The organism is Microbulbifer sp. SAOS-129_SWC (assembly GCF_039696035.1).
In the GTDB taxonomy this organism is placed as follows: domain Bacteria; phylum Pseudomonadota; class Gammaproteobacteria; order Pseudomonadales; family Cellvibrionaceae; genus Microbulbifer.
Map to the genome: position 1 here is coordinate 4,240,853 of NZ_CP155567.1, position 23,051 is coordinate 4,263,903.

Sequence of the window (23,051 nt, forward strand, 5' to 3'; positions counted from 1 at the left end):
GGGGGATTCCCGATGCCCAACCTCCTTGCCGACCTGCCGCGGAATCTCGACGACGAGGTCTTCGAGGATATCGTGCGCAGCGCCAGTGTGCGGATCGAGCGCATCGTTTCCAATGGGCAGTCATCACCCGAGTCCGGCTGGTACGACCAGGACGAACACGAATGGGTGGCGGTATTGCAGGGCAGTGCAGAGCTGACCTTCGACGACGGCAGCAAAGTACAGCTCGGCAGCGGCGATCACCTCAATATCCCCGCCCACCGCCGCCACCGTGTCAGCTGGACCGATCCACAGCGGCCCACCATCTGGCTGGCGGTGTTCTACCGCTAGCGCCGTTTTTCACTGCCGCGCGGCACTGCTACCATGGCGAAAAAGTAATAAGAAACCCGGATCCCCATGCAGGCAGAGACGAAGAGAAACCTGGCGCTACTGGCGCTGACGCTGGCGCTGGTCCCATCCGCGGTGTACTTTTCCCTACACCGCGCCGGTGACAACTTCCTGTGGTATTGCCTGCTGATCGCCGCCCTGCCGCTCGCGGTTGCCCAACGGCTGTTGAAACGCCTCCTCCCGGACGCACAACGCACGGTGGAAGAACCCCCTATCCGCGGCCTGGAAGAAAACCGCATTTACCAGCCGGCTACCAATATGGTCCCCAAGCTGGTGGCGATATTCCCGCTGGTGTTCGGCCTGGCGATACTGCTGAGCGGCTACCGAAAGTCCTCCGCGGTGCTGCTGGTGGGCGGCGGCCTGCTGTTGGTGGTGGGGCTGTGGACGCTGGCGGCCCAGTCCCACCGCTATATCGATCTGCACAAGCGGCAGGTGGTCAGGAGCAAGCGCTGGCTGTGGTTCAACTGGCGCGAGGCGATACCGCTGGCGCACTTTGATCGTATTGCGATCCTCAGGCACTCGAATTCAAGCGGCTCCGATACACAGGTCTACTGCAGCGTAAACCTGGTCGGCAGGCACGTCGCCACCGCCGCGATCTTCTTCAATATCAATATGCATCTGGAAAACTTTTTCGGTCCCGACCAGTACCCGCGGGCCTGCCGCTATGGCGAGCGTTGTGCCGAGCTGCTCGGGATCAGGTTTGTCGGCGAGGAGGCCGACTGAATTATGCAGGGTTCAGTCGAGGCTACACCTCCACCGCCCGCCACCACCGGTTACCGCTGGACGGTTCCGCGCCTGCTGGTGGCCCTGCGCCTGTTGCTGGCGCCGCTGGCCATTCTACTCGTGCTGCCCGACTGGCCGCGCTGGTTATGGATGGTCCAGTTCCTGCTGGCCATCGTCTCGGATATTTACGATGGCAAGCTGGCGCGCCGCTGGGGCACCAGCTCGGCGGGATTGCGCCGCGCGGACAGTATCGTCGACTCGATTTACACCTTTGCCTGCCTGGCGGCCTTCTGGCTCGCGGAACCGCAGATCATCGCCGCACACTGGCCCGGCATTGTCCTGGTGATGGCGCTGGATCTGATGCGACGGATAATCGACTGGAGCAAATTCGGCAGGGCCGCCAGTTACCACGCCCACAGTATGCGCGCGTTCGGGGTGTCACTGATCCCGGTGGCGATCCTGCTGCTCGGTTTCGGACAGGTGTACTGGGTACTGTGGGCATCACTGGCGATCGGGTGCGTGGCACAGCTGGAGGCGCTGGCAATGTCACTGGTGCTGCCGCGCTGGACCTGCGACGTCAAACACCTCGGCATCGCCCTGGCACTGCGCCGCGCATCCCGCCGCGCTGATTCGCACCGCGGCTGACACGCGCGCTACTAAAATGACGCCAACCGCAGCCGGAATCTACACCGCCATGATGACTGCCTCAACGCCACGCCCTGCACTGTTCCAATTGCTCGCCCTGGCGCTCACCCTGCTGTTGCCGTTCCCGGCACTGGCTCAGGATGCGCCCGACTACCGTATCGAGCAGATGAAAGACAACGTCTACCGCTTCAGTGCCGGCCATTATCGCTCGGTATTTATGGTCACCGACGCAGGCATCTTCGTCACCGACCCGATCAATCCCGACGCGGCCCGCTGGCTGCGGGCCGAGCTGCAACGGCGCTTCCGGCAACCGATCCGCTACCTGGCTTACAGCCACAACCATGTGGACCACACCCTCGGCGGTAGGGAACTGGCAGACAGCGGCACCACAGTTGTGGCGCAGGAGTATGCCGCCGAGGATCTGGCCTGGACCCGGGTGCCCACTGCCCTGCCGGATGTAACCTTTCGCGACCAGCTGACGATAAACTTGGGCAACAGCCACGTTACCCTGCGCTATTACGGACCGAACAACGGCCGCGGCTCTGTGAGCATGCGCTTTATGCCCGCCAACGTGCTCTATGTGGTGGACTGGATTGTTGTCGGCCGCATGCCCTACAAGGATCTGCCCGGCTACGATATCCACGGCATGATCCGCTCCACCCGCGAGGTACTCGCCGGCGCGCCCTTCGACCTGTTTATCGGCGGCCACGCCGATACCGGCAGCCGCGCGGATGTGAAGCGTTACCTGGCTTACCTAGAGGCACTCTACAACGCGGTGCGTGACGGTATGCTGGCCGGCAAATCGCTACAGACACTGCAGGCAGAAATCCGCCTGCCGCAATTCAGTGACCTGAAAATGTACGACGAGTGGCTGCCGCTCAATGTGGCGGGGGTCTACCGCACATTGACGGACATGTCCTATTTCAACCTGCGTAAGGACACGGCTTCGCATGCCCGATAAGAGCAAAACCGTGCTGCTGGTGCCCGGCATCTTCGATCGCGGCTATTCCATGCACAGGATGCGGCGTGCGCTGAATGAGCGCGGCTTCAATGCGCACTATATCCACCTGCAGTACAACTCCGGCTGGCACGGCATGGAGTACCTCTCTTACCAGCTGCAGAGCCAGATCGAGGCGCTGATCGAAACCGGGCACACCTTTGCCCTGGTCGGTTTCAGTATGGGCGGCATCGTGGCGCGGCACTACCTGCAGGCCCGTGACGGCATGGCGCGGGTGCACAAGTTCATCACCCTCTCCAGCCCGCACTACGGCAGCCTGTGGGCCAACTTCCTGCCGTATGCCGGTGGCCGCCAGCTGCGTATTGGCAGCCGTTTCCTGGCCGCGCTGAACCGGGATATCCACAACCTGGCGCCGCTGCAGCCGGTATCACTCTGGACCCCGTACGACGTGACCATCGTGCCGCATACCAGTTCACGCCTGCCGCTGGGCGCGACCTACCAGATACCGGTGAAGCTGCACCGCTGGGTACCGCTGGACGCGCGGGTGATCTCCATCGTCGGCGACGAACTGGCCGCAGCTTTGGACCGCCCCGTCGACGGCGCATAAACTCACCGCTCCGTCGCAACCACCGGCATCGCGCGCGAACTCACGGCGATAGGCTATATACAGGTAAGCGCAAGCAATGGTCGGCGGATGCCATGGAGCAGGATTTCCTCAACATTATCAAAGTGACCGGCTACGCCATTGAGTCTTTCGGCGTCGCCGTGGTCCTGATCGGCTCTATCGTGACCACGCAGCAGTTTGTGCGCAGCTACCGGCAGCTGGAGCCGGGGCAGGCCTACCGCAAATACCGCCAGGACCTCGGCCGCGCGATCATTCTCGGCCTGGAATTCCTGATCGCCGGCGACATCATCCGCACGGTGGTCGTATCCGACTCTCTCGAGAATGTGGGCATCCTCGCCCTGATTGTGCTGATCCGGGCCTTCCTGAGTGTCATGCTGAGCTTCGAAGTCGAAGAAAGAATCCCCTGGCGGCGCAAAGGCACTTCCAACAATTGAGTGACATAGTGGCAAAACGCTGGTACCCGGTTCTTCAGAGCCTCCCCCCTCCTCAACTCCTAGCGCGCCTCGGTACCGGCGCCGATGAGTCTGGCCACCACCAACGGATGAACGTATCCACCGGACGCTTTTTTCGAGACGATAGGGGCCAGTCCGCTCACGTCCGTTGCAATTAAGCCGGCAGTTTGCAAAACGTAAGAAGTTTCGGTTTATTGTCCTCTCCATCTCCGAACGAGCGCCCCTGCCTGGCTCGACGGAGCAACAGAAGAATAAGGATCAACCATGCGCATTCTCTTCCTGATCATGGCAGTTTGCCTGTGCGCCTGCGAGCGCGCGCCGGACGCGCCCACCGGCAGTCAAACCCGGACACTGCCCTACGGTAGCTGGCCATCGCCGGTTTCCGCCGAGTCTGCGATTGCCGGCAGCCGCGCGCTGGGAAGCGTGTCCTTCGACAACGGTTATCTTTACTGGGCTGAGTCGCGCCCGGAGGAAGGTGGACGAATCACCCTGATGCGCTGGAAAGCCGGCACCCAGCCCGAGGAGCTACTTGCCGCGCCGTGGAATGTGCGCACACGCGTGCAGGAGTATGGCGGCCGCTCCTATACCGTGGCGAACGGGGAAATATTCTTCAGTAACTTCAAGGATCAGCAGCTCTACCGGTTTAAGCCCGGGCAGAAGCCGGTCGCTTTTACCAGCGAACCCGGACTGCGCTATGCGGCCTGCCAATTGGACCGGTCGCGCCAGCGCCTTGTCTGTGTCCAGGAGGATCACCGGGCGGAGGGCGAGCCCACCAATGCGCTGGTGGCGCTGCCGCTGGACTCGCAACGCAAACGCAGCCTGCTCTTCCAGGACAGCGATTTTGTCTCCGCCCCGAGCCTGTCGCCAGACGGTAAGGCGCTGGCGTTTGTCAGCTGGAACCACCCGAATATGCCCTGGGACAATACCAGCCTGTGGTCGGCAGAATTCGCGGACAACGGTCAGTTGCAGCAGCTGGTCAATCACAATCCCGACCGCGAGGAGTCTGTCGTTGACCCGCAGTGGGGGCCCGGCCACCAGCTGTATGCCATCTCTGACCGGGATAACTGGTGGAAGCTCTACCGCGTCAACGGCCAGGATTTCACCCCGCTGCAGCCGGAGTTCAAAGAGAGCGAGCTCGGCGGGCCGGCCTGGACACTGGGAGGCCACTATTATCGCCTCCTCGAGGATGGTCGCATCGTCGCCGCAGTCAGGCACGGCGGCACCGAGACAGTCATGCTGATTGACCCGGCCAATAACCGCAGCACAAAGCTTCCGGTGCAGGGCGTTACGTTCAGCAACCTGCTCCCCGAAGGGAAGCAGCTGTTTATGATCGCGGGCCTTACCGACCGTCCGCCCGAACTGGTGCGGGTGAACCTGAGTGGGGATCAGCACAAAGTCATTCGCACCGCCGGCGATGCCGGTGTGAGTGCGGCGTGGATCCCGCAATACCAGCTGGTGAGCTTCCCAACCGCCGGTGGTGCCACCACCCACGGCATCTACCTGCCCCCCACCAATCCGCAAGTGCGGGCCCCGGAAGGCGAGGCGCCGCCACTGATCGTCACCGTACACGGCGGGCCGACCGCGGTCAGCAGCCCGACATTCAGCCGCAGTGAGCTGTTCTGGACCAGCCGCGGCTTCGCCATGCTGAAGTTGAATTACCGCGGCAGCACCGGTTTTGGCCGCGCGTACCGCCGCTCTCTCTACGGACAGTGGGGCGAAGCCGATGTAGAAGATGCCATCGCCGCGGCCAAATGGGCGGCGGACTCCGGCCTGGCAGACCCGGACCAACTGATCATCCGCGGTGGCAGTGCCGGTGGCTTTACCGCGCTGGCCGCGCACGCCTTCCACGATACCTTTGCCACCGGTGCCAGTTACTATGGGATCAGCGATCTGGAAGCACTGGCGCAGGACACCCACAAGTTCGAATCGCGCTATATGGATAACCTGATCGGCCCCTACCCGCAGGACAAGGAAACCTACCGCGAACGTTCACCCATCCACCATCTGCAAGGGTTCACCAAACCACTGCTGCTGTTACAGGGCGAGGACGATCCGGTCGTACCACCCAACCAGTCAGAGATGATCTTCAAGGCACTCGAAGCACAGGGTGTCCCCACCGCCTACCTGGCGTTCCCCGGGGAATCCCACGGCTTCCGCAAGTCGGAAAACCAGATCCGCGCACTGCAGGCAGAGCTGTCTTTCTATCGGCAGGTACTGGGAATTGATGCGGCAGAACAACTGCCGCCACTGAAAATTATCGGATTGGAAAAATAGCGTTTTTCCCAACGCTACTCTGGAAGCAGTTACTTGGGCGGGCGCCGGTTAATCGGGCCCGTTTAACCAGGCCAAGGCCTCCTCTGCATCTTCAAAGAAGCGCGCTTCACCGCCGATAAACCAGGAACCGACTTTGGTGGACAGCTCCTGCCAGCGGCGATTGCCCACCAGCGCCACGCGTTTGAACTCGCGGCCGTGTTTGAGGCCGAGCTTCATGTCGTCCCACGCGGCACGAGGCTCCCACCCTTCCAGCTCGGTGGCGTCGAAGAAGACGTTGATTTTGGGGTGCTCGACCCCGGCGATGGTGGATTCCAGCATCGGCACCAGGGCCTGGTAGTCCTCGTGGGTCAGCTTGCCGCGCACATGCAGCGTGAGGAAAAATTCACCGTTGGTGCGCTCCATGCCGACGGAGAGGCCGTGGCGTTGAACACTCATGGGCAACTCCTGCAGGCAGTCCTATCAATGGAAAACTACCGCCTTTATAAGGTGGTATCCGGGTGATAGCAATCGCTGGTGGAGTAGAAGAGAAGAGCGCAGGGTGAGGAAGAGATTGGTGCCGCGGGCCCGCATGGGCCGCGGCGATCCGGCGATCCGGCGATCCGGCGGCCCGGCAATCAGTGGCTGCGGATGATATCGACGATTTCATGGGTGGCCTGAATCAGGCGCACCACTTCGCCCTCGATGCTCACGGTGACGTAGCCGTTTCTGTCCACCGGCTTGACCACCACCGCGTGACTGTAGATATCCGGTTCGAGCACCGAACCCACCTGCAGCTTTTTCTGCCAGCCCGGGGGCAGTTCGCCGCCGCGCTCAACCTTCTTCTGCAGCCCCGGGGGCAGCTCCTTATTCGGCTTGGCTTCGACGCCTTCGGCCGCCAGGCCGACCGCGGCGGCGAGCCCCACGGCGATGGAAAGTCTGATCATTCTGATGTCCTCAGTCCGACAGGTAGTACTCGATGGTGGAGACTACCCGTACCTTCTTGATATGCGGGTTGTTCTTGTCGCGATCGCTGATACTGAACTGGCCCTGGGAGGCCCGCTTGATCTTGCCCAGTACACTATCCGAGTCCTCGGCAAATTTCTGTGCAACCTGTCGCGCCGCGTTGGTGGCCTGTTCGACCATCTGCGGCTTGATCTGGTTCAATCCGGTGAAGATATATTCGGTCTGGCCACGGAAGCTGTTGCCGGAGAAGGCGATGCCCTCCTTGCCGAGGCTGGACAGCTTGTTCATCGCGGCGCGCACCAGATCGACCTTTTTTGAATATACGGTCACAGTCTGCAGCGCCGTGTAGCGGAACTCCGGCCGCGGGCCGCCGCCGTACTGCTGCGCCGACTTGTCGGTAACGCCCGGCATGGAGACAGTGATTTCGTCCTTGCCGATGCCCTGATTCTGCAGAAACTGCTCGATACGCTCACTGCTGCTGGCGATATCCTTGTACAGCACTGTCAGGTCATTGCCGGCGGTGGTGAACTGGATCGGCCAGATCACGATATCCGCCGGCACCTCGCGCTCGGCCAGCCCCTTGACGGTGACAGTCCGGTCATAGCCCTTGAACTTGTCCACCGCATTGCCAAGCAGGAAGCCGAGCGCGGCCAGGCCGAGCAGGATGCCGGCGCCGAGCAGTGCGGCGGAGGTGGTGTTTTGTACTTTCATCGCTGTTTCCGTCATCCGCGGCGCCGCGCAAAGTCGTGGCGCTTTGCGTGGCCGTATGAGTGTGCGGTTATTGTCGTCGTGGGGGTCTGAATCGGGGCTGAATCAGAGGCAGATCTCATCGTAACCGCGACCGCGGAACTCCAGCAGGCAGAAACCATTGCCGAAGGGATCCGCCAGCCCGGCGATGGCACCCCATTTATTGATGCGGATTTCGGATTCAAGAACGGCGCCGGCGGCGACGGCTTTTTCCACCGCAACCTCAACGTCGTCGACCACCATATCCAGGTGCACCGGCGTCCAGTGGCGCTCGTAGCTGCGCACCTGCGCCAGGGTTTCCACCACCGGTGTGCCGGTCTCCTTGGCAAGCAGGTAAACGGGCGCATCCCCGCCCAGCATCTCCACACCACCAGTGCCGAAATGTCGGCCCACCCGCAGGTCGAAGGCGTTGCGGTAGAACTCGATGGCGCGCTCCAGATTATCCACGTCGATATTGATCAGGAATTGCATGGTCTTATGGTTCGCGGGCTAGTGAACTGGCTGCGGCTCGCCGCAGTTCCAGCAGTAGTCGAATGCCGCACCGTTGTTCTCGCCGCAGTCGGGGCACTGCCAGTCACCGCCGGCTTCGTCCTCTGCATCCGCGAGTAACTTTTGCGCGCGCTCAAAATCCCGCGCCCGCTCCAGCCATAATTCCGGCCAGGTCTGGTTCGGCGCCAGATCGCCGGAGCCGCCCTGGGCAAATTCGTTCTTCATGAAAACCGGAATGCCGGCGAGCTCCAGCTTGCTTCTGGCCAGCTCTACCAGCAGGCGGTTTTCGTTGGTGAAGATGAGTTTCATTGACACATTTTCCCCACTAGAGCCCTAGTCTGCCAGATTGAAATTGAACTTCACTTTCCGGTCAGGGGTATCTACTGGCGCCCCATCGACAAACCTTGGCGCATATCGAGCTTGTTCAAGATACTTCTTCGCAGCATCACCAAAACTCGATGCTCCCTTGGTTTCCAGTATTTCGATATCTTCCGCGAACCCGGAATCCGAAATGGTAAACTGCGCTATCGCGTAACCCTCTCGGCGGAACTCAAGTGCTGACGTAGGATACTCCGCCACACGATTGAACAGGGGCACGAGCTCCTGATCCATATTAAAAGGCGTTGCCTTGCCAATGGCCCGGCACTGCTCAATAGATTTCTCTTTCTGCCCCAGTTTATCGTAAGTCTCCACCAGGAAGGCACGGGTTGTCAGCTCCAGCTGTCCGTCTTTTCCATTTTCAACATCGACAACATCCAGAGCTTCGGCAAGCAATGGCTCTGCCTTTTTATACAAATTTCTGGATAGGTAATATTTTCCAAGATAAAAGGAAGAGTAGAACCTGCCATATGTATCCTTTTTATGGGGACCATAAAAAGCAGTATGCGCCACCTCAAGATAGGTATGTGCGCGCCTCTCCTTGGCGTAATTCAGCGTTATCTTCCCTGCTTCCAGATTGACTCTGGCAAACAGCAGGGAGTCTTTTCCGTCGTTTTCTTTAGCGATATCCAGGGCATCCTCAATATAACGCCTGTACCCCCCATTTCGATTTGAATAAACATCTCTTGCTCTGATTTCAGCCAAAACCAAGAGGGGATCTATAAGCTGAACGCCCTTATCACCATAGATTTTCCGATGGCTTTCCAGGGATTTTTTTGCATAAATCTCAGCGTCCTCAAACTTACCAAGCCCCATTAGCGCCTTGCCATAATTAAGACTGGCCGCGGCGAAGTTCTTATTATTTTTCGGGTAATTTTCCACTACAGAGAAAACTGACTTGGCCGCTGTCGCAATTTTATCTGCATCGTTTTCTTTCAGCGCCTGTTGATACTCGTGAAATCGGTCACTAAGTTCACTGGCGTTGGCGACAGAGCTGATCAACAGCAAGGCTGTCAATATACAGCGATAAAAACAACTCCAATTATTCTTCATTTTTAGTCACTCTCCCTGATAACAGTCATCCAAAACTAAGGGTCGCTTAGCGACCCTTAGCGTAACAGCATTGAGGCAGAGCTTATACGGCCAATCGCCGCGCGGGTATTACGGTCTGTTCGTCTTGCGCCCCTTCGGGATTTCAGACTGGCATTAACGTGCGCTGGATAATCCGCAGTCACCACCGGTACAGGGCCCAGCATCACCCACATGAATTTCCAGTACTGTGCCGCCGGGTGCCTTGCCGTCCAACCGCTCGCGAATACTGACCCGCCCGGGGGCGCGGGCGGTGTACTCCAGCACGATACGTTTGCGGGTATCCATCTGCACGGCTATTTTCTGCCCCGCGCGCACGGAATCGCCGCTTTGTACCAGCAGGTCAAATCCACTCCCGCCGGCGGGCCCGGCGTGGAAATTCAGCACCTGCGCAATCCAGCTGGCGGTGGCGCCGAGCTCGACGCTCCGGACCGGCGCCGCCAGCGCCGCTGCTGGAGTAATGATGAACAACGCCAGGATAAACGGGGGCCGTAACCACTTCATACGGGAGCACTCGCACAGCCTGAAAGGGAGTTAAAAGTTGGCGGCCCCAGGGGCCGCCGCGGTGAGCAGGTCGCCAGACCCCGTTTGCCGGGGTACTAATTTAGGTATAGCCGAGGATGGAAATAGGCGCCATTGACCGGCAGGTACCCGGCAAACGCGCAATAGCAGCAGCCACAAAAAAGGGCCGCATCAGCGGCCCAAAGTCACGGAGTCCGGGCCGGGGTGGTGGCCCTTGAGCAATATTCGTAGCGCCTGCCGCCGCCAGGCGCCCGCGCAGTAGCTTTCAACATTTTTCCAGCTCAACACATGTGAGCGGATTACAGCGTAACGAGCGGGTGGCTGGCGGTGGCCGCCAGCGCGTAGAAAGCGGAGTGCACTTGGAGTGCATGAGCATTTCGAGCACTGCCGGACGCCGTCAGGCGCCCGCGCAGTCGCTGTAATCAGCTCAAATCGATCCAGGTGGATTTCAGTTCACAGTACTTATCCAGCGCATGCAAAGACTTGTCGCGCCCGTTGCCGGACTGCTTGAAGCCACCGAACGGCACGGTGATATCGCCGCCAAAGTAGTTGTTCACCCACACCGAACCGGCGCAGATTTCTCGGGCCATGCGGTGGGCGCGGCTGATGTCTTTGGTCCAGACGCCGGCGGCGAGGCCGTAGATGGAGTCGTTGGCGATCTGCAGCGCGTCGGCCTCGTCTTCGAACTCGATCACCGACAGCACCGGGCCAAAGATCTCCTCGCGGGCGATGGTCATATCACCATTCACACCGGTAAAGATGGTCGGCTCGTAGTAGTGGCCACCGGCCACCGCCTCGGCGGGCTTGCCGCCACAGGCCAGCTGCGCACCCTGTTCCAGACCCTTGGCCACGTAGAACTCCACAGTGTCGAACTGGCTCTGGTCGATCAGCGCGCCCATCACGGTGTTGGGATCCTGCGGGTGACCGGGCACAAAACGCTCGCTGGCCTTCCTGACTTTCTCGATAAAGTCTTTGGCGATGCTTTTCTCTACCAGCAGGCGGGTGCCGGCGGTGCAGGTCTCACCCTGGTTGTAGAACACCGCCAGTGCGGCGGCCTCGGCGGCCTTGTCCAGGTCGGCGTCGGCGAACACGATGTTGGGGCTCTTGCCGCCCAGCTCGAGGAAGGTGCGCTTCAGGTTCGACTGGCCGGAGTACTCGGTCAGGGTCTTGCCCACTTCGGTGGAGCCGGTAAAGGTCAGGCAGTCGATATCCATGTGCAGGCCGAGGGTCTTGCCGAGGCTGGAGCCGGGTCCCGGCAGCACGTTCAGCACGCCGTCGGGCAGGCCCGCTTCCTTGGCCAGGCCGGCGAGGCGAATCGCGGTCAGCGGGGTGTTGGAGGCCGGCTTCAGGATCACGCTGTTGCCAGTGGCCAGCGCCGGGCCCAGTTTCCACGCGGTGGTGGACAGCGGGAAGTTCCACGGCACGATCGCCGCAACCACGCCCAGCGGCATGCGCTGGATCAGTGCCAGCTCGTTGGGGCCGGTGGGGGCCACTTCGTCGTAGACCTTGTCGATGCCCTCGCCGGTCCAGCGGATGGTGGTGACGGCGCCGGGAACGTCGACATTCATGGTGTCGCTGATCGGCTTGCCGGCATCGAGGCTCTCCAGCAGGGCGATCTCGACCTGGTTCTGCTCGATCAGCTCGGCGAAGCGCACCATGATCTTCTTGCGCTCCATCGGCGGCATCTTCGACCAGACGCCGGATTCAAACGTCTCGCGCGCGACTTTGACCGCCAGCTCGGCGTCTTCGGGGCCACAGTTGGCCACCTGGGCCAGCTCGCGACCGTCGGCGGGGCTGATGGTGGGGCGGGTTTTCCCGCCCAGCGCGTCCACGTACTCACCGTTGATAAAGGCGCGGCCCTCGATCTTGAGCGTGGCGGCCAGGTCCAGCCATTCCTGCAGGGATTGTGGGGTCTTTTTGTGTTCCGACATGGCACACCTCATAGCTTGGGGGTAGGCAAAACTGAATAATTATTCAATTTATACTGAAAATGTGATCACAAATCAAAGAATATCAGATTCCCGCCGGTGATCTCCACCGTGGTGATGGGGCCGGGGGTGGGGTATTCCAAGATTCGGCGGGCGCCGGGAGTGCCGGGCCCCGGCCCGGCCGGCGGGCAGCGGCCCGCGCGGGCGGACACAAGGTCCGCCCCTGCAGATCCAGTGCCGGGGCTTGATCCAATCGCCGGCGCTTATGCCCGCCTGCTACTCCACTGCCTCGAAGGTGCCGGTGTCGCGGTTCTTGTGTACGCCGGGCACCGGGAAGACGCGGTTGTGGAAGGCGATATAGAAGCCCGGCGGCATCAGCTGCGCGGCCAGCAGGGCCTCGGTGACATTCTGGCGCGCGTCGGAATCGATGAAGCCCATGGGCTTCATCGCGCCGGTGAATACCACCGCCACTGCGGGCGTACCCAGCTTGCCGTAGCAGTAGTCAGCGGTCACTGACATGGTATCGGTGCCGTGCAGCACCACGATCGGCTCACCCTGCTCGGCGGTGCGCGCCACGGCGTCGGCGATCTGCGCCCGGTCACCGTCGTCCATCTCCAGCGAGTCCTTGTTCAGCACGCTCTCCAGTTCCAGCTGCGTATAGGGCAGGCGCAGGCTGGCAATCAGGCCGTCGCGAATAATCGAGGCGCGGTTTTTCAGCGTGCCCTCGGCTTCGCAGTAGCTCTTCTCGATGGTGCCGCCGGTGGTCAGGATGCGGATCGTGGTCTGCGAATTGAGATCTGTCATCACGTTTCCAGTTCTGTGAGTACGAATGCGGGCATCTTAGTCATGCAAATAGGATGCGACAACTAGGCCACGGCCGTCTCCACCCGCAGCCAGTCTTCTTCCAGCTGCAACACCAACTTGTCACCGTGGTGCAGCTCGCCGACGCCGGCGGGCGTGCCAGTGAGTACCACGTCGCCGGGCTGCAGGGTGAAATAGCTGCTGATATAGGCCACCAGATCCAGGATCGGCGTCAGCATGTGCGCGCTCTTGCCGCGCTGGCGCAAATCATCGTTCAGCCACAGAGAGTAGCTGAGGTTGTCCCAGTCCGGCAGCCAGTCGAGCTTGACGAACGGCGCCAGCGGGCAGGCGCCATCGAAGCCCTTGGCCTTCTCCCACGGGTGGCCGTCTTTTTTCAGCTGCGCCTGCAGGTCGCGCAGGGTCAGGTCCAGCGCCAGGCCCAGGCCGGCGACGGCCGCCGGCACGTCGGCGGCGTTGGCATTGCTCAGGGGCGCGCCGATCAACAGCGCCAGTTCGCCCTCGAAATGGCAGCTGCCGCGCCCCACCGGCAGGTGCAGCGGGGCGGCCATCGGCACCGCGGCGCTGGCAGGTTTGATAAACAGCAGCGGCTCGTCCGGCACCGGGTTGGAGAGCTCCTCGGCGTGGGCGGCGTAATTGCGCCCGACGCAGACAATCTTGCCCACCGGGAGGTCGGTGGCGGTACCGCAGGTATATTGGTGTTCGTACATAACGGAATTAGATGATTAGGATAGATATTTCGAATAAAGCGCCACAGCCCGCTTGTGGTATGATCGCGCCTTCGCCGGGCTCCCGGCGTTCCCCAGTAGTCAATCTACGCTAGGTAAAGCATCGCATTACTCGCGCTCAGTGAAGAGATAGTTTATGGCTCCCAACCCGAATCAGAAAGAATCCCTGCACAAAGACAAGATCCGCATCCTGCTGCTGGAAGGTGTGCACCAGACTGCGGTGGACCTGCTGGCGTCCCGCGGCTACACCAATGTGGAGTATGTGAAGACGTCGCTGCCGGAAGAAGAGCTGATCGAGAAAATTGCCGACGCCCACTTTATCGGCATTCGCTCGCGCACCCAACTGACCCGCCAGGTTCTGGAACACGCTCACAAACTGGTGGCGATCGGCTGCTTCTGCATCGGCACCAACCAGGTCGACCTGCAGGCCGCCACCGAGATGGGCGTCGCGGTGTTCAATGCGCCCTACTCGAACACCCGCAGCGTGGCCGAGCTGGTGATCGCCGAGACTATCCTGACCCTGCGCGGCATCCCGGAGAAAAACGCCGTGTGCCACCGCGGCGGCTGGCTGAAGTCCGCCAAGGGCTCGTTCGAGGCGCGCGGCAAGACCCTGGGTATCATCGGTTACGGCGCCATCGGCTCGCAGGTATCGGTATTGGCCGAATCCATCGGCATGCGCGTGATCTTCTTCGATGTGATTACCAAACTGCCGCTGGGCAATGCCCACCAGGTGGGCTCGCTGGAAGAGCTGCTGGAGCAGTCAGACGTGGTCTCCCTGCACGTGCCGGAGACCCCGTCCACCAAGATGATGTTCGGCGCCAAGCAGATCGAGCACATGAAGCCCGGCGCCATCCTGCTCAACGCGTCGCGCGGCAGCGTGGTGGATATCGAGCCGCTGGCGGAGGCGCTGAAGAGCGGCCACCTTGCCGGCACCGCCATTGATGTGTTCCCGGTGGAGCCGCGCGGCAATGACGATGAATTCGTGTCGCCGCTGCGCGGGCTCGACAACGCGCTGCTGACCCCGCATATCGGCGGCTCCACTGTGGAGGCGCAGGAGAATATCGGCACCGAGGTGTCCGACAAGCTGGCGCTCTACTCCGACAACGGCACCACCACCAGCTCGGTCAACTTCCCCGAGGTGGCACTGCCCGGCCACGTCGGCGCGCACCGCCTGCTGCACATCCACAAGAACGTGCCCGGCGTGCTCGGCGCGATCAACCAGGTGTTCTCGGAGAACGGCATCAATATCTCCGCCCAGTACCTGCAGACCAACGAGACCCTCGGTTACGTGGTGATCGATGTGGAGGCCGAGTACTCGGACCTGGCGCTGGAGAAACTGAAGAACATCCCCGGCACCCTGCGCTGCCGCGTGCTGTTCTGATTCCGCGCGCCTCTCGCGCCCTTGTGTAGGGGCCTGCCGTGCAGGCTCCTACACCGTCCAACACCATATAGCCCGACGCTATAGCGCCAAGCCAATCCGCACCTGACTTTCCTGTACCTTTCCCGGTAGAATCCGCGCAGCAATCCTCCCACCCGCCCGCCGGGCAAACACCTGCGAGTCACTGTGCAAGACGACAACCAATCCGCTGTTACCGGCCTGCTGGCCGGGGTTTCCGCCTTCCTCTTCTGGGGTCTGGCGCCGCTGTACTTCAAACTACTGGACGGCATCTCCGCACCGGAGATCCTCGCCCACCGCAGTGTCTGGTCGCTGGTGCTGGCGCTGGCGATCCTGCTGCTGATCGGCAAGTTCTCCAATTTCACCGCCACGCTGCGCGACGCCGCGAAGATGCGCACCCTGGCGCTGTCCACGCTGCTGATCGGCAGCAACTGGCTGGTGTTTATCTGGTCGATCACCAACGCGCACCTGCTCGACGCCAGCCTCGGCTACTACATCAATCCGCTGATCAATGTGCTGCTCGGTGTGCTGGTGATGGGCGAGCGGCTGCGGCGGCTGCAGTGGATTGCGGTGGCGCTGGCGGCGGTGGGCATTGGCCACGAGCTGTGGCAGTTCGGGCGGGTACCGGTTGTGTCGCTGTATCTGGCCTGCTCCTTCGCCCTGTACGGGCTGGTGCGCAAGCGCGCGCCGGTGGAGAGCCTGACCGGGCTCGCGGTGGAAACCCTGTATATGCTGCCGCTGGCGCTGGGCTTCCTGCTGTGGAGCACGAGCCCCAGCAGCAACCTGTTCAACAACAGCTGGCAGCTCAACGGCCTGCTGTTGCTGACCGGCCCGATGACCCTGACCCCGCTGCTGCTGTTCAATATCGCTGCGCGGCGCCTGAACCTGTCGACCGTGGGCTTCCTGCAGTACCTGGCACCGACGCTGATGCTGCTGATCGCCACCCTGCTGTTCGGCGAGCCGTTCGGGCACGGCAAACTGGTGACCTTCGCATGCGTGTGGGTGGCGCTGGTGATCTACTCACTGGATGCGCTGGCACAGCGGCAGCGGTTGCGCCTGCAGCGAAAAGCCGCGATCTGAAACCGGGGCGCACGCCGCGCCCCCCCGACCACTGCGGTGCGCGCTGCGCACCGTGCACTCAACGGTTCAACCACTCGTCCAGTGCGGCGAGGATCTGGTGCCGGTAGGGCTGGGTCTCGTTGATCATCTGGTGGCGCGCGCCGCGCACGATGATGCGCTTGCTGTTGGGGAAACGGTCGCGAATGGCGCGCATGTTGTAGCGCCAGGACACGGTCTCGTCGCCGGTACCCTGCAGCACCAGGATCGGTTTGGGATTTCTGGCGGTTCTGGGGAAGGTTTTCAGCCAGTCCACCATCGCCGTCAGCCAGCGCATCGACATCACCGGCGACTGCAGCGGATCGCGGTGCGCCTGGCGGCGCGCGAACTCGGCGTCGTGGGTGTTGATATTGAATTCGCGCTCCGGCGCCAGCAGGAAGAAGCGCCCGAGGTAGAACATCCACTTGCGCAGGTGCCAGCGCGCCGGGCGGATCAGCGGCGCGAGCAGCGCCACCTTGTCGAACGGTTGCCAGCGGCTGTACTGCAAATAGGCCAACAGCGCGGCGCCACCGGTGCTCTGGCCCATGGCGTGCCACGGGCCGGGCAGTTTGTCGCGGGCAACCTGCAGCAGGCCGTCGAGCACCTCGCGATACTGCAGGAAGGTATCGATGGCCACCGGCTCACCGCTGGACAGGCCGTGGCCGGGAAAATCGAAAATCACCACATTGAAATTGCGTTCGAGACCGAAGCGGATGGCCGCGCCGTAGATACCGGTGTGGTCGAAATAGCCGTGGCAGATAAACAGGGTGCCGCGCGGTTTTTCCTGCAGCCAGTACTGGGCCACCAGCTCGAATCCCGCCGCGTGGAAAGTGCCGACCCCGGTTTTGTGGGCCTGGGGGAACTGCAGGTTGTAATAATTGCGGTAGTCATTTAGCGACGGCAACAGCGGCTCGCTGCCACTGAAATCCAGTTCGGGCAGCTGTTCGCGCAATGCCGAGTAGTCCGGGCGCCGGATGACGGGACTGTTGTCGACGGTATTGAAATCTTGCAGTAGGTCCATTGCCTCAATGGTACTGTATTTTTGTGTACGGTGGTGTGCGCTGGTCAGCCCCGCCGCCACAACCGCACTGGCGCTCGGGCTGATTTCCGGCAGCAATTGCGCTACCGTGCGCGACTACTGGATTTCCGGAGCCCGCCATGACCGCCGACCTGATCACCGCTTACCGTAACGCGTTCACCACCTGTAGCCACAGCAGCGTACGCCACCCGTCACCGGGCCTGAAGGCGACACTGCAGCAGCTCGCCGACGCCACCGGCGAGGGCGAACAGTCCGATGTCTACGGCAGCGGCGCGCTGATCGAGGACTTTGAGCGCGAGGTCGCGGCACTGCTGGGTAAGGAGGCCGCGGTGTTCATGCCCAGCGGCACCCAGGCGCAACCGATCGCGCTGCGCCTGTGGGCCGACCGCGCGCGCACGCCCTATGTCGCGCTGCCGCACACCAGCCACCTGCAACTGCACGAGCACAACGCCTTCCAGGTGCTGTACGGGCTGAAGGGCGTCACCCTCGGTGCCGCGGCCGAAGTGCCGACCCTGACTGACCTGCAGCAGGCGGCACGCGACCCGCTGGCGGCGGCGCTGCTGGAGCTGCCGATGCGCGAAATCGGCGGCCAGCTGCCGGCCTGGGAAGATCTGCTGGCGCAGTCGCAGTGGGCGCGCGAGCAGGGCATCAAGCTGCACCTGGACGGCGCCCGCCTGTGGCAGTGCCCACCGCACTACAACCGCTCCCTGGCCGAGATTGCCGCACTGTTCGATTCGGTCTATGTGAGCTTCTACAAGGATCTCGGCGGCATCGCCGGCGCCCTGCTGGCCGGCGATGCCGACTTCATCCGCAGCGCCAAAGTGTGGCAGCGCCGTGCCGGCGGCAACCTGTTTGCGCTCTCCCCCTATGTCATCGCCGCGCGCGAGGGGCTGGCGACCTACCTGCCGAACATGGCCAATTACCGCGAGGATGCGCAGTGGTTTGCCGCACAGCTCAACGCGTTGGCCGGTGTGCAAACCTGGCCGCTGCAACCGCAGACCAGCATGTTCCGCCTGCGCGTCGACGCCGACCCAACCGAATTCCTGCCGCGCGCAACCGCATGGCTGGCCGAACAGGATATCGCCGTGCTGCCGCCGCCGTATCGCGCCGGCGAGGGCTCGCTGTGGTTTGAACTGAGTTTTGGTGAAAACTTTCGCCGCCGGGAGCGCGCCGAGTGGGCGGCTGTGCTGGCGCGGTTTGTCAGTGAGGTGCTGGAGTTATCCAGGTCCGGTGGTGGCGGGGAGTAAGGGCGGACACAAGGTCCGCCCCTACAGATCCAACTCGGTGGATAAAACCTACCGCAGCGCTTACGGAGCGCATCGGGGACGGAGTTCGCAGCACCGCAACAACACAACCCACACTAAGACAGCTCTGTGGATAAAAACCAGCGCAGCGCTTACGGAGCACATTGGGCACCGTAGTCGATAGGACCGCAGGGCAGATTCCGTAGGGGCGGATCTTGTGTCCGCCCAACTCCGGCAGCACCAACAAAAAGGGCGGACACAAGGTCCGCCCCTACATGAGTAAACGCTGCGCGTTTACTTGATCTGCGGCTGCAGTTCGCCGGCCTCGTAGCGCGCGGACATGGCGTCCAGGCTCAGCGAGCGGATCTTGCTGGCGTTGCCGGCAGTGCCGAAGGCCTCGTAGCGGGCCACGCAGATATCCTGCATGGCGGTCAGCGCCGCCTTGTAGAATTTGCGCGGATCGAACTCGGACGGGTTCTCGGCCAGGAAGCGGCGCGTGGCACCGGTGGAGGCCAGGCGCAGGTCGGTGTCGATATTGACCTTGCGCACACCGTGCTTGATGCCTTCGCAGATCTGCTCGACCGGTACACCGTAGGTCTCCGGAATCTCGCCGCCAAACTCGTTGATCACCTTGAGCCACTCCTGCGGTACCGAGGAGGAGCCGTGCATCACCAGGTGAGTGTCGGGAATGCGCGCGTGGATTTCCTTGATGCGATCGATGGCGAGGATGTCGCCCGTCGGCGGACGGGTGAACTTGTAGGCGCCGTGGCTGGTGCCGCAGGCAATCGCCAGCGCGTCCACCTGGGTTTTCTGTACGAAGTCGGCCGCCTCTTCCGGGTCGGTCAGCAGCTGGTCGTGGGACAGCTTGCCCTCCGCACCCACGCCGTCTTCCTCACCGGCCATGCCGGTTTCCAGTGAGCCCAGGCAGCCCAGCTCGCCCTCGACGGAAACACCACAGGCGTGCGCCATGGCCACCGCGCGCTGGGTCACGTCGATGTTGTACTCGTAGGAGGCCGGGGTCTTGCCGTCTTCCTGCAGCGAGCCGTCCATCATTACCGAGCTGAAGCCCAGCTGGATGGAGCGCTGGCACACCGCCGGGCTGGTGCCGTGATCCTGGTGCATGACCACCGGAATTTCCGGGAATTCCTCGATCGCGGCGAGGATCAGGTGGCGCAGGAAAGGCGCGCCGGCGTATTTGCGCGCGCCGGCGGAAGCCTGCACGATCACCGGGGAGTCGGTCTGTCTGGCCGCCTCCATAATCGCGCGCATCTGTTCCAGGTTGTTGACGTTGAATGCGGGCACGCCGTAGCCGTGTTCGGCGGCGTGATCCAGCATTTGGCGCAAGCTGATTAGTGCCATGGTTATACCTTTGGTTCTGGTCTGCGTTCTCGTATCTCCTGTGGGCCCTCCAGTCTGACGCCGGAGTGGCCCGCCACCGGCAACGGGGCCGGTATCAATGGCCGGGTGACTCCCGGCTCTGCTTTTCTGGTTTCTCCACGAATTCTAACGCGGGGCGCCTGAGCGCCCCGCCGGCCATTGGCCGCGGGCGTTATTCGCTACCGCGGCTCTCCAGCATCGCCACCGCCGGCAGCGTCTTGCCTTCCACATATTCAAGAAACGCGCCGCCACCGGTGGAAATATAGGAAACTTTGTCGGCGATGCCGTACTTGTCCACCGCCGCGAGGGTGTCGCCACCACCGGCGATGGAGAAGGCATCGCTGGCAGCGATGGCCTTGGACAGGCGCTCGGTGCCGCCGCCGAACTGGTCGAATTCGAACACCCCTACCGGCCCGTTCCAGATGATGGTCTTGGCCCCTTTGAGGATCTCGCCCAGCTGCGCGGAGGACTGCGGGCCGATATCGAAAATCATATCGTCCTCGGCAACCTCATCGGCGGACTTGGTTTCGGCGGCGGCACTCTCGCTGAACTCCTTGCCGGTCACCACATCCACCGGCAGCGGGATGTCGCACTGCTGCATCAGTTTGCTGGCGGTATCCACCAGGTCGTGCTCGCACAGGGATTTGCCCACCGGCTTGCCGGCCGCGGCGAGGAAGGTGTTGGCGATACCACCGCCGACAATCAGCTGATCGACCTTGTCGGCCAGCGTCTCCAGCACCGTCAGCTTGGTGGACACCTTGGAGCCGCCAACGATCGCCACCAGTGGGCGCGCCGGCTTGGCCAGCGCCTTCTCCAGTGCATCCAGCTCCGCCGCCAGCAGCGGGCCGGCACAGGCGACCGGCGCAAACCGGGCCACGCCGTGGGTGGAAGCCTGGGCGCGGTGCGCGGTACCGAAGGCGTCCATCACGAAGATGTCGCACAGGGCGGCGTAGGCCTTGGACAGGATTTCGTCGTCTTGCTTTTCGCCCTTGTTGAAGCGCACATTCTCCAGCAGCGCCACCTGGCCGTTTTCCAGTTCCACACCGTCGCGCCAGTCCTTGATCAGCGGCACGTCGCGGCCGAGCAGCTGGCCGAGGTGCACCGCTACCGGCGCGAGGGAGAATTCTTCCGCGTACTCGCCCTCGGTGGGGCGGCCCAGATGGGACATCAACAGGACTTTGGCGCCGGCATCAATCGCGGCCTGGATGGTGGGCAGTGCGGCGCGGATACGCGCGTCGGAGGTGACCTCGCCGCCTTTTACCGGCACGTTCAAGTCTTCCCGGATCAGGACACGCTTGCCCGCCAGATCCAGATCCTTCATCAATTTAACCGCCATAGCCAATCCTCTTGCTGGTAACCGCATAGGTGAAATTCCGGCGCCGATTCGGCTCCGGAAACGGGCGCGGATTATAAGCGGTTAGCCCCCTGACGCCCACCGCGGGGGTTCGGGCGCGGAGTATATCAAGCGGTTCTGTAGTTGGATTACCACAGGGGCGCCGGGGCACCACTGATAGCGCTATCATGACTACAGGAACGGGAAATTTGCCGCTGCCGCGATTGCGGCCCTACCATTGGCCGCTGGTACGGTGGATCCGGGAAGCAGTACAGATGGACAGAGGCAAGCGCCGCCGGCGCAACAAGGTGCAGTTTACCGGCAGCGGCGGTCACGCCCTCGCCGGCATTCTCGAACTGCCCGCGGACAAGCCCCGCGCGCAGGTGCTGTTCGCCCACTGCTTCACCTGCGGCAAGGACGTGGTATCCGCGTCGCGCATTGCCCGGCGCCTGACCGCACATGGCTTCGCGGTACTGCGCTTCGATTTCGCCGGCCTCGGCGACAGCGAGGGCGATTTCAGCCAGACCAACTTTTCCACCAATGTGCGGGACCTCGCCTGCGCCGCGCGCTACCTGCGCGAACAGCAGCGCCCCGCGGACCTGCTGGTGGGCCACAGCCTCGGCGGGGCCGCCGTGCTGGCTGCGGCGGCGGAGATCCCCGAAGCTAGGGCCATCGCCACCATCGCCGCGCCGGCAGAGCCGGACCACGTGCTCGGGCAGCTGGCCGGCGCGGTCGATACCATCGAGCAGCAGGGCCGCGCGGAGGTGGTGCTGGCCGGGCGCCCGTTCGTGATCCGCAAGCAGTTCCTCGACGATCTCGAGCGACACAAAATGGACTACATCCACACACTCGAGCGGCCGCTGCTGATCTACCACTCGCCGGCGGATCGCACGGTGTCCATCGACGAGGCCGCGGACCTCTACAACCGCGCCATGCACCCGAAGAGTTTTATCAGCCTGGACGGCGCCGATCACCTGCTGACCCGGCGCGCGGACGCCGATTATGTCGCCGATACCCTGGCCGCCTGGGTATCCCGCTATCTGGAGGACCCTGAACAATGACACTGCAGGACGAAGTGGGCACATACTGCCCCTACTGTGGCGAGCCCATCACGCTGCTGGTGGACCTGTCCGCAGGCGACCAGCACTACATAGAAGACTGCGAGGTGTGCTGCCGCCCGATGGCAGTCTCCGTCACTATCGACAGCGACGGCAGCGCCAGCGTCACCTTGCGGGATGAGAACAGCCCCGGCTGACGCCGCCGTCGCCAGCGTCCCGCAACCTTCCCTGGCCAGCGCGCGGCCGCCGAAAAAAGCCTTGCAGCATCACCGCCGCCAGTTAAAATCCGCGCCGCAAATCCCCACAAACTGTATGGCTATGGCGCAAGCGCGCATTCAGGGAACCCACCACATGGAAACCACCGACGCCGACACCGTTTTCCAGAGCTACGGCCGCTGCTGTATAAACGAAAGCTTCTTTACCGACTTCTACGACCGCTTCATGAGCAGCGGCGACGAGGTGCGCGCAATGTTCGTCGACACCGACATGCCGCAGCAGCGCCACCTGCTGCGCAACGGCATCATGCAGCTGATCCTGCACGCGCGCGGCATGCCCGACACAAAATTGCGCGCGCTGGGCGACAGCCACTCGCGCACCGGCTACAACATTCGCCCCGACCTCTACCGGCAATGGCTCGACGCCCTGCTCGACACCATCCGCCAACACGACCCCGAATACCGCGATGCGATCGGCAGCGCCTGGCAGCGCGCGCTGCAACCGGGGATCGAAGTGATCCGCGGCGCCTACTGATTCCCGCCACCGAACAGCCGGCCGCGCCAGCGAGTCCCGCCGGCGCGGCCGGTTTG

26 protein-coding genes are annotated in these 23,051 nt (G+C 62.6%); 13 read left to right on the forward strand and 13 right to left on the reverse strand.

Annotation, left to right across the window (positions count from 1 at the left end):
• Positions 1-12 precede the first annotated feature (12 nt).
• The 7 genes from ABDK11_RS17985 to ABDK11_RS18015 all read left to right on the forward strand — a co-directional run bounded on the left by ABDK11_RS17985 (position 13) and on the right by ABDK11_RS18015 (position 6,061).
• Positions 13-327 (forward strand): cupin domain-containing protein, encoded by a 315-nt coding sequence (locus ABDK11_RS17985; protein ID WP_346837904.1) that lies wholly within the window; start codon positions 13-15, stop codon positions 325-327.
• Positions 328-393: 66 nt separating this feature from the next.
• On the forward strand, positions 394-1,107 hold the full coding sequence (locus ABDK11_RS17990; RefSeq protein ID WP_346837905.1) for a hypothetical protein: 714 nt from the start codon (positions 394-396) through the stop codon (positions 1,105-1,107).
• Between the two features lie 3 nt (positions 1,108-1,110).
• Complete coding sequence (locus ABDK11_RS17995) at positions 1,111-1,752, forward strand: CDP-alcohol phosphatidyltransferase family protein (protein ID WP_346837906.1); 642 nt, start codon at positions 1,111-1,113, stop codon at positions 1,750-1,752.
• Between the two features lie 49 nt (positions 1,753-1,801).
• Positions 1,802-2,713: an MBL fold metallo-hydrolase gene (locus ABDK11_RS18000; protein ID WP_346837907.1), complete on the forward strand. Its 912-nt coding sequence runs from the start codon at positions 1,802-1,804 to the stop codon at positions 2,711-2,713.
• Positions 2,703-3,317 (forward strand): alpha/beta fold hydrolase, encoded by a 615-nt coding sequence (locus ABDK11_RS18005; protein WP_346837908.1) that lies wholly within the window; start codon positions 2,703-2,705, stop codon positions 3,315-3,317. The genes ABDK11_RS18000 and ABDK11_RS18005 overlap by 11 nt, the downstream gene beginning before the upstream one ends.
• Before the next feature lie 92 nt (positions 3,318-3,409).
• On the forward strand, positions 3,410-3,769 hold the full coding sequence (locus tag ABDK11_RS18010; protein WP_346837909.1) for a DUF1622 domain-containing protein: 360 nt from the start codon (positions 3,410-3,412) through the stop codon (positions 3,767-3,769).
• Positions 3,770-4,051: 282 nt separating this feature from the next.
• On the forward strand, positions 4,052-6,061 hold the full coding sequence (locus ABDK11_RS18015; protein ID WP_346837910.1) for a prolyl oligopeptidase family serine peptidase: 2,010 nt from the start codon (positions 4,052-4,054) through the stop codon (positions 6,059-6,061).
• Positions 6,062-6,109: 48 nt separating this feature from the next.
• Here ABDK11_RS18015 and ABDK11_RS18020 read toward each other — a convergent pair whose 3' ends face one another.
• From ABDK11_RS18020 to ABDK11_RS18065, 10 genes are all read right to left on the reverse strand, one after another.
• Positions 6,110-6,496 (reverse strand): STAS/SEC14 domain-containing protein, encoded by a 387-nt coding sequence (locus ABDK11_RS18020; protein ID WP_346837911.1) that lies wholly within the window; start codon positions 6,494-6,496, stop codon positions 6,110-6,112.
• A gap of 179 nt (positions 6,497-6,675) precedes the next feature.
• Positions 6,676-6,984 carry a hypothetical protein gene (locus tag ABDK11_RS18025; protein WP_346837912.1) on the reverse strand — a complete coding sequence of 103 codons (309 nt, stop codon included), beginning with the start codon at positions 6,982-6,984 and terminating at the stop codon, positions 6,676-6,678.
• A gap of 10 nt (positions 6,985-6,994) precedes the next feature.
• A complete protein-coding gene (locus ABDK11_RS18030) occupies positions 6,995-7,714 on the reverse strand; it encodes an SIMPL domain-containing protein (protein ID WP_346837913.1) in 720 nt (239 codons plus the stop codon).
• A gap of 102 nt (positions 7,715-7,816) precedes the next feature.
• Entirely contained in the window at positions 7,817-8,221 is a 405-nt protein-coding gene (locus ABDK11_RS18035) for a VOC family protein (protein ID WP_346837914.1), read from the reverse strand.
• A gap of 18 nt (positions 8,222-8,239) precedes the next feature.
• Positions 8,240-8,548 (reverse strand): DUF2007 domain-containing protein, encoded by a 309-nt coding sequence (locus ABDK11_RS18040; RefSeq protein WP_346837915.1) that lies wholly within the window; start codon positions 8,546-8,548, stop codon positions 8,240-8,242.
• Between the two features lie 24 nt (positions 8,549-8,572).
• On the reverse strand, positions 8,573-9,670 hold the full coding sequence (locus ABDK11_RS18045) for a TonB family protein (protein ID WP_346837916.1): 1,098 nt from the start codon (positions 9,668-9,670) through the stop codon (positions 8,573-8,575).
• A 153-nt stretch (positions 9,671-9,823) separates the two neighbouring features.
• Positions 9,824-10,210 carry a hypothetical protein gene (locus ABDK11_RS18050; RefSeq protein ID WP_346837917.1) on the reverse strand — a complete coding sequence of 129 codons (387 nt, stop codon included), beginning with the start codon at positions 10,208-10,210 and terminating at the stop codon, positions 9,824-9,826.
• Between the two features lie 440 nt (positions 10,211-10,650).
• A complete protein-coding gene (locus ABDK11_RS18055) occupies positions 10,651-12,159 on the reverse strand; it encodes an aldehyde dehydrogenase (protein WP_346837918.1) in 1,509 nt (502 codons plus the stop codon).
• 273 nt (positions 12,160-12,432) lie between these two features.
• Complete coding sequence (locus tag ABDK11_RS18060; protein ID WP_346837919.1) at positions 12,433-12,960, reverse strand: asparaginase domain-containing protein; 528 nt, start codon at positions 12,958-12,960, stop codon at positions 12,433-12,435.
• 62 nt (positions 12,961-13,022) lie between these two features.
• Positions 13,023-13,685, reverse strand: coding sequence for a fumarylacetoacetate hydrolase family protein (locus ABDK11_RS18065; protein ID WP_346837920.1), 663 nt, complete (start codon positions 13,683-13,685; stop codon positions 13,023-13,025).
• A gap of 154 nt (positions 13,686-13,839) precedes the next feature.
• Between ABDK11_RS18065 and serA the strand changes: the two genes are divergently transcribed.
• Entirely contained in the window at positions 13,840-15,084 is a 1,245-nt protein-coding gene (gene serA, locus ABDK11_RS18070) for a phosphoglycerate dehydrogenase (protein ID WP_346837921.1), read from the forward strand.
• A 183-nt stretch (positions 15,085-15,267) separates the two neighbouring features.
• Positions 15,268-16,179 carry an EamA family transporter RarD gene (gene rarD / locus ABDK11_RS18075; RefSeq protein ID WP_346837922.1) on the forward strand — a complete coding sequence of 304 codons (912 nt, stop codon included), beginning with the start codon at positions 15,268-15,270 and terminating at the stop codon, positions 16,177-16,179.
• A gap of 58 nt (positions 16,180-16,237) precedes the next feature.
• Here rarD and ABDK11_RS18080 read toward each other — a convergent pair whose 3' ends face one another.
• On the reverse strand, positions 16,238-17,215 hold the full coding sequence (locus tag ABDK11_RS18080; RefSeq protein ID WP_346837923.1) for an alpha/beta hydrolase: 978 nt from the start codon (positions 17,213-17,215) through the stop codon (positions 16,238-16,240).
• A 137-nt stretch (positions 17,216-17,352) separates the two neighbouring features.
• On the opposite strand from ABDK11_RS18080, the gene ABDK11_RS18085 reads away from it, so the two are divergent.
• On the forward strand, positions 17,353-18,480 hold the full coding sequence (locus ABDK11_RS18085; RefSeq protein WP_346837924.1) for a beta-eliminating lyase-related protein: 1,128 nt from the start codon (positions 17,353-17,355) through the stop codon (positions 18,478-18,480).
• Between the two features lie 291 nt (positions 18,481-18,771).
• Here ABDK11_RS18085 and fba read toward each other — a convergent pair whose 3' ends face one another.
• Positions 18,772-19,836, reverse strand: coding sequence for a class II fructose-bisphosphate aldolase (gene fba, locus ABDK11_RS18090; protein ID WP_346837925.1), 1,065 nt, complete (start codon positions 19,834-19,836; stop codon positions 18,772-18,774).
• Between the two features lie 190 nt (positions 19,837-20,026).
• Positions 20,027-21,190, reverse strand: a complete 1,164-nt coding sequence (locus tag ABDK11_RS18095) for a phosphoglycerate kinase (RefSeq protein ID WP_346837926.1) — start codon at positions 21,188-21,190, stop codon at positions 20,027-20,029.
• Positions 21,191-21,462: 272 nt separating this feature from the next.
• On the opposite strand from ABDK11_RS18095, the gene ABDK11_RS18100 reads away from it, so the two are divergent.
• From ABDK11_RS18100 to ABDK11_RS18110, 3 genes are all read left to right on the forward strand, one after another.
• A complete protein-coding gene (locus tag ABDK11_RS18100) occupies positions 21,463-22,248 on the forward strand; it encodes an alpha/beta hydrolase (RefSeq protein WP_346837927.1) in 786 nt (261 codons plus the stop codon).
• On the forward strand, positions 22,245-22,442 hold the full coding sequence (locus tag ABDK11_RS18105) for a CPXCG motif-containing cysteine-rich protein (RefSeq protein ID WP_346837928.1): 198 nt from the start codon (positions 22,245-22,247) through the stop codon (positions 22,440-22,442). Before ABDK11_RS18100 ends, ABDK11_RS18105 begins: the two co-directional genes overlap by 4 nt.
• Before the next feature lie 154 nt (positions 22,443-22,596).
• Positions 22,597-22,995 carry a globin gene (locus ABDK11_RS18110; protein ID WP_346837929.1) on the forward strand — a complete coding sequence of 133 codons (399 nt, stop codon included), beginning with the start codon at positions 22,597-22,599 and terminating at the stop codon, positions 22,993-22,995.
• The last annotated feature ends 56 nt before the right edge of the window (positions 22,996-23,051 follow it).

What these genes read in the sequence shown, in the direction of transcription:
- ABDK11_RS17985 (WP_346837904.1), top strand. Translation starts at nt 13, where the DNA reads ATGCCCAACCTCCTTGCCGACCTGCCGCGGAATCTCGACGACGAGGTC.
- ABDK11_RS17990 (WP_346837905.1), top strand. Translation starts at nt 394, where the DNA reads ATGCAGGCAGAGACGAAGAGAAACCTGGCGCTACTGGCGCTGACGCTG.
- ABDK11_RS17995 (WP_346837906.1), top strand. Translation starts at nt 1,111, where the DNA reads ATGCAGGGTTCAGTCGAGGCTACACCTCCACCGCCCGCCACCACCGGT.
- ABDK11_RS18000 (WP_346837907.1), top strand. Translation starts at nt 1,802, where the DNA reads ATGATGACTGCCTCAACGCCACGCCCTGCACTGTTCCAATTGCTCGCC.
- ABDK11_RS18005 (WP_346837908.1), top strand. Translation starts at nt 2,703, where the DNA reads ATGCCCGATAAGAGCAAAACCGTGCTGCTGGTGCCCGGCATCTTCGAT.
- ABDK11_RS18010 (WP_346837909.1), top strand. Translation starts at nt 3,410, where the DNA reads ATGGAGCAGGATTTCCTCAACATTATCAAAGTGACCGGCTACGCCATT.
- ABDK11_RS18015 (WP_346837910.1), top strand. Translation starts at nt 4,052, where the DNA reads ATGCGCATTCTCTTCCTGATCATGGCAGTTTGCCTGTGCGCCTGCGAG.
- ABDK11_RS18020 (WP_346837911.1), bottom strand. Translation starts at nt 6,496, where the DNA reads ATGAGTGTTCAACGCCACGGCCTCTCCGTCGGCATGGAGCGCACCAAC.
- ABDK11_RS18025 (WP_346837912.1), bottom strand. Translation starts at nt 6,984, where the DNA reads ATGATCAGACTTTCCATCGCCGTGGGGCTCGCCGCCGCGGTCGGCCTG.
- ABDK11_RS18030 (WP_346837913.1), bottom strand. Translation starts at nt 7,714, where the DNA reads ATGAAAGTACAAAACACCACCTCCGCCGCACTGCTCGGCGCCGGCATC.
- ABDK11_RS18035 (WP_346837914.1), bottom strand. Translation starts at nt 8,221, where the DNA reads ATGCAATTCCTGATCAATATCGACGTGGATAATCTGGAGCGCGCCATC.
- ABDK11_RS18040 (WP_346837915.1), bottom strand. Translation starts at nt 8,548, where the DNA reads ATGAAACTCATCTTCACCAACGAAAACCGCCTGCTGGTAGAGCTGGCC.
- ABDK11_RS18045 (WP_346837916.1), bottom strand. Translation starts at nt 9,670, where the DNA reads ATGAAGAATAATTGGAGTTGTTTTTATCGCTGTATATTGACAGCCTTG.
- ABDK11_RS18050 (WP_346837917.1), bottom strand. Translation starts at nt 10,210, where the DNA reads ATGAAGTGGTTACGGCCCCCGTTTATCCTGGCGTTGTTCATCATTACT.
- ABDK11_RS18055 (WP_346837918.1), bottom strand. Translation starts at nt 12,159, where the DNA reads ATGTCGGAACACAAAAAGACCCCACAATCCCTGCAGGAATGGCTGGAC.
- ABDK11_RS18060 (WP_346837919.1), bottom strand. Translation starts at nt 12,960, where the DNA reads ATGACAGATCTCAATTCGCAGACCACGATCCGCATCCTGACCACCGGC.
- ABDK11_RS18065 (WP_346837920.1), bottom strand. Translation starts at nt 13,685, where the DNA reads ATGTACGAACACCAATATACCTGCGGTACCGCCACCGACCTCCCGGTG.
- serA (WP_346837921.1), top strand. Translation starts at nt 13,840, where the DNA reads ATGGCTCCCAACCCGAATCAGAAAGAATCCCTGCACAAAGACAAGATC.
- ABDK11_RS18080 (WP_346837923.1), bottom strand. Translation starts at nt 17,215, where the DNA reads ATGGACCTACTGCAAGATTTCAATACCGTCGACAACAGTCCCGTCATC.
- ABDK11_RS18085 (WP_346837924.1), top strand. Translation starts at nt 17,353, where the DNA reads ATGACCGCCGACCTGATCACCGCTTACCGTAACGCGTTCACCACCTGT.
- fba (WP_346837925.1), bottom strand. Translation starts at nt 19,836, where the DNA reads ATGGCACTAATCAGCTTGCGCCAAATGCTGGATCACGCCGCCGAACAC.
- ABDK11_RS18095 (WP_346837926.1), bottom strand. Translation starts at nt 21,190, where the DNA reads ATGGCGGTTAAATTGATGAAGGATCTGGATCTGGCGGGCAAGCGTGTC.
- ABDK11_RS18100 (WP_346837927.1), top strand. Translation starts at nt 21,463, where the DNA reads ATGGACAGAGGCAAGCGCCGCCGGCGCAACAAGGTGCAGTTTACCGGC.
- ABDK11_RS18105 (WP_346837928.1), top strand. Translation starts at nt 22,245, where the DNA reads ATGACACTGCAGGACGAAGTGGGCACATACTGCCCCTACTGTGGCGAG.
- ABDK11_RS18110 (WP_346837929.1), top strand. Translation starts at nt 22,597, where the DNA reads ATGGAAACCACCGACGCCGACACCGTTTTCCAGAGCTACGGCCGCTGC.